General features: G+C 68.9%; 2 protein-coding genes. Both read right to left on the bottom strand.

Going from position 1 to position 3,217, the window contains the following annotated elements; genetic code table 11:
• On the bottom strand, positions 1–2,445 hold a 2,445-nt coding region (locus FFS27_RS30855; RefSeq protein ID WP_137952456.1), incomplete at its 3' end, for a fimbria/pilus outer membrane usher protein.
• On the bottom strand, positions 2,429–3,175 hold the full coding sequence (locus FFS27_RS30860; protein WP_003088863.1) for a fimbrial biogenesis chaperone: 747 nt from the start codon (positions 3,173–3,175) through the stop codon (positions 2,429–2,431). The genes FFS27_RS30860 and FFS27_RS30855, both read right to left, overlap by 17 nt.
• Positions 3,176–3,217: the final 42 nt, after the last annotated feature.

The raw sequence follows: 3,217 nt of genomic DNA on the forward strand, positions 1-3,217 counted from the left end.
CCTACGACCTGGCCGGTGTGCCTCGCGACCAGGCGCTGATCCGCCGTAGTCGACCACCACGGCGCCGAGCGGCAGCACACTGCCGTCCTCGCGCCGCGCCTGGATCAGCAGCGGATGGCCGGTCAGCGTCCTGAACGTCACGCGCACGCTGGCACCGGCGTAGGGCGCGACCTTGCGCTCGGTTTCCAGCAGTTCGGCGTCGGGATCGATGCCAACGGGATCGAGGGAGATCGGGTTGTAGCGATAGGGCGACAGCGAGGGGGCCAGCGCATAGCCGTTGCCGTCGATGCGCGCGCCCTGCCCGCCGCGTATCGCGGCACCGCTGGCGCCCTTGGCCTCGACCAGGGCGAAGGTATCGCCGACGCTGGGGCCAAGGGTCAGCCCGTCGCGGTGGGCGACCAGCGCGCCACGGATGCCGCCGCTGTATTGCCGGTAGCGATCGCCCTGGGCATAGCCGGCATTCACGGTGGCCAGCGCCGCCTGCTTCTGCAAGGTGCCGTTCCAGGTGGTGTCGGCGACCTCGCTGTCGCGGTTGGCGGACAGCGCGTAGCTCCAGGTACGCTCGTCGCCCAGCGTACCGTTCAGCCCGGTTTGCAGGCTGCCGCCACGGCTGTCGCCGGAGCGCCGGGTAGCCATGGCGCTGAGCGTCGGCGCCCGACTGGAAGAACCCAGCGGCATGGAGACGCTGAGGGTCAGGGTGTCGTTGCGCTGGCCGCTGCGCCGGTCGCGCCGGAGCAGCTCGACGCCAGGGTCCTGGTCGCCCTGCTCCTGGTAGTAGGTGGTGGTCTGCCGCGACCAGGCGAGGTTGTAGCTCAACTGCCCCCAGGTGTTGGAGTAGCCGAACTGCAATTGGGTATCGCGGCTCTTGCCGTCGTAGAAATCGCTGGAGGAGCCGGAAAGATAGAGGTTGCCGTAACCGCCGAGGGCCTGGCTCACCAGCAGGTTGAACTGGTTGCGCTGCTTGTAGCTGCCGGAATCCCAGGTGTCCCCGTGGCGCAGTGCGTCGCGCGAGCCGAGCACGTCGCCGAGTTCGCGGTAGCCTTCGGTGGAATAGCGGTAGCCGGCCAGGGTCAGGGTAGTGCCGGTGGGCTGGAAGGTCCGGCTGTAGTCGAGCCCGATGCGCCAGCCCTGCTTGCGCGCGCCCTCCTCGACGCGTGCGCTGGAATAGGTGCTGTTCAGGCCGAAGGCGCCGAAGCGGGTGGCGAGGACGCCGCCGCCCAGCATGGCCAGGTAGTCGTCGGCGACACGCAGTCCCAGGTTGGCGGTCAGGGCGTTGCTCATGCCGCGCTGGTAGGTGAAGTCGGCGAACAGGTCGTCGCCGTCACCGTACTGGCGCGCCTGGCCCAGGGTGAAGCTGTAGCGCGACAGGCCGGGACGCATGGACTCCGGGACCGAGGCGAACGGCACGCTGAAGCTCGATACGCTGCCATCGGCTTCGAACACCTGGACATCCAGATCGCCGGCATAGGCGCTGTCGTAGAGATCGTCGATGACGAACGGACCGGGGGCGACATTCACCTCGCGGATCTTCCTGCCGTTCTGGCTGATCACCACCCGCGCCGCGGTGGCCGCGGTGCCCCGCACCTGCGGCGCATAGCGGCGCAGGGACTCGGGCAGCATGCGGTCGTCGGTGGCCAGGCTCAGGCCGCGGTAGCCGATGCTGCCGAGCAGGTTGCCGGCGGTGTAGCTCTCCCCCGCCGTCAGTTCGCTGCGCCAGGCCGGCAAGGCGCGCTGGGCATAGGTGCGGATGCCGTTCCACTTGCGCCTGGCCTGCCCGTTGTAGCGGGAATAGGTGTAGTTGGACTGGTGGCGCAAACGCCACAGGCCGAGGTTGATGCCGCTGTTCAGGCCGACATAGGCGTAGTCCGATCGTCCCGATTCGCCGCCGCGGTAGTCGGAGCGATAGAGGTTGGTGTCGTAGTTGACGAAGCCCATGCTGTCGCCGGCGTCCCACTCCGCGGGGCTGACGTAGCCGCGCGGCTTGAGGTCGAGCAAGGCTTGCGGCACCGAGAGATCCAGGCGCAGGCGGGCGACGTCCAGGCTGAACCGCGAGCCGGGCAGGCGCGTGTCGAGAAAGGCGCAGTGGGCACCTTCGTCGCTCTTGCGCGGCTTTTCGCCAGGCTTGGCGCCGAGGCGCTGGCGCAGGAAGTCTTCCTCGAGGCAGGGCTCCACCGCGCCGCTGGCGGGGTTGGCGCGGAAACTCACTTCGCTGCGGCTGGCGAAGCGCTCGTTGAGGTAGACATCGACGTGATAGCGACCCGGATCGATCCGACCGTCCTGGTTGAAGCGCGACAGGTCGCCGCCGCCCAGGGAAGAGCCGAGCAACAGGCGATCATCGAATTCGTAGCCGGGCTGGGCATGACCGAAGGCGCTCGCCGCCAGCGCCATGCCGCCCGCCATCAGGGCCGTGCCGGTGCGGCAGCGGCGTTCATGGCGATAGGTCATGACGGATATCCATATGGGCGCCGTAGTCGTTGATCAGCAGCGCGTGCAGGCGCACGCGTCCCGGCGGCAGGGCTTCTCGGGTTTCGGCCTGCCATTCGGCATGGCTGCGCGGCTCCAGCATGCCGCTGCGCAAGCGCCAGCGGCGCTGGCCGACGCTGAGCGTGGCGCTGGCGAACGAGGCGTAGTAGCCGCTCGGGTTGTCCACCCGCACCGCCCAGCCGGCGCTGCGCCGGACCAGTGCGAAACGCAGTTGCCCGGGCAGGTCCTCGGGACGGCCCTGGATGCCCGCCGGGCGGTAGAACAGCTTCAGGCGATTGCGCAGCATCAGCAGCATCTGGTTCCGATCCGCATGGCTGCTGTTGCGTGGCGGGATCTGCAGGACGTTGAGATGGAACAGCGATTCGCGATCGCCCGGCAGGCCCTGCCCGGTGTAGACGATGCGCAGCGTCTGGCCGCTGTCCGGGGCCATGCGGAATACCGCCGGGTTGACCAGGAACGGCGCGTCCGCCTGATCCGGCGGCGCGTCCGGGGCGTCGATGTCGACCCAGGCCTGGACGACGTTGGGAAACGCATCGCGATTGCTCAGTTGCACGGTCTTCTCCCGTGCCTCGCCGGGATAGATCACCCGGGTCCCGGTCACCACCACGCTTGCCCGCGCCTGGGCGATGCTCGCCAGCAGGACGAGCAGAAGCGCCGATGTCCTGCCGGATCGGTACGAATGTCTGGGCATGCGGCTTACCTGGCCGGGCACCGCGGCCTGGGTGAACAGTTC

Origin of the sequence: Pseudomonas sp. 2VD, from assembly GCF_005503585.1 — a bacterium.
In the GTDB taxonomy this organism is placed as follows: Bacteria; Pseudomonadota; Gammaproteobacteria; order Pseudomonadales; family Pseudomonadaceae; genus Pseudomonas; species Pseudomonas aeruginosa.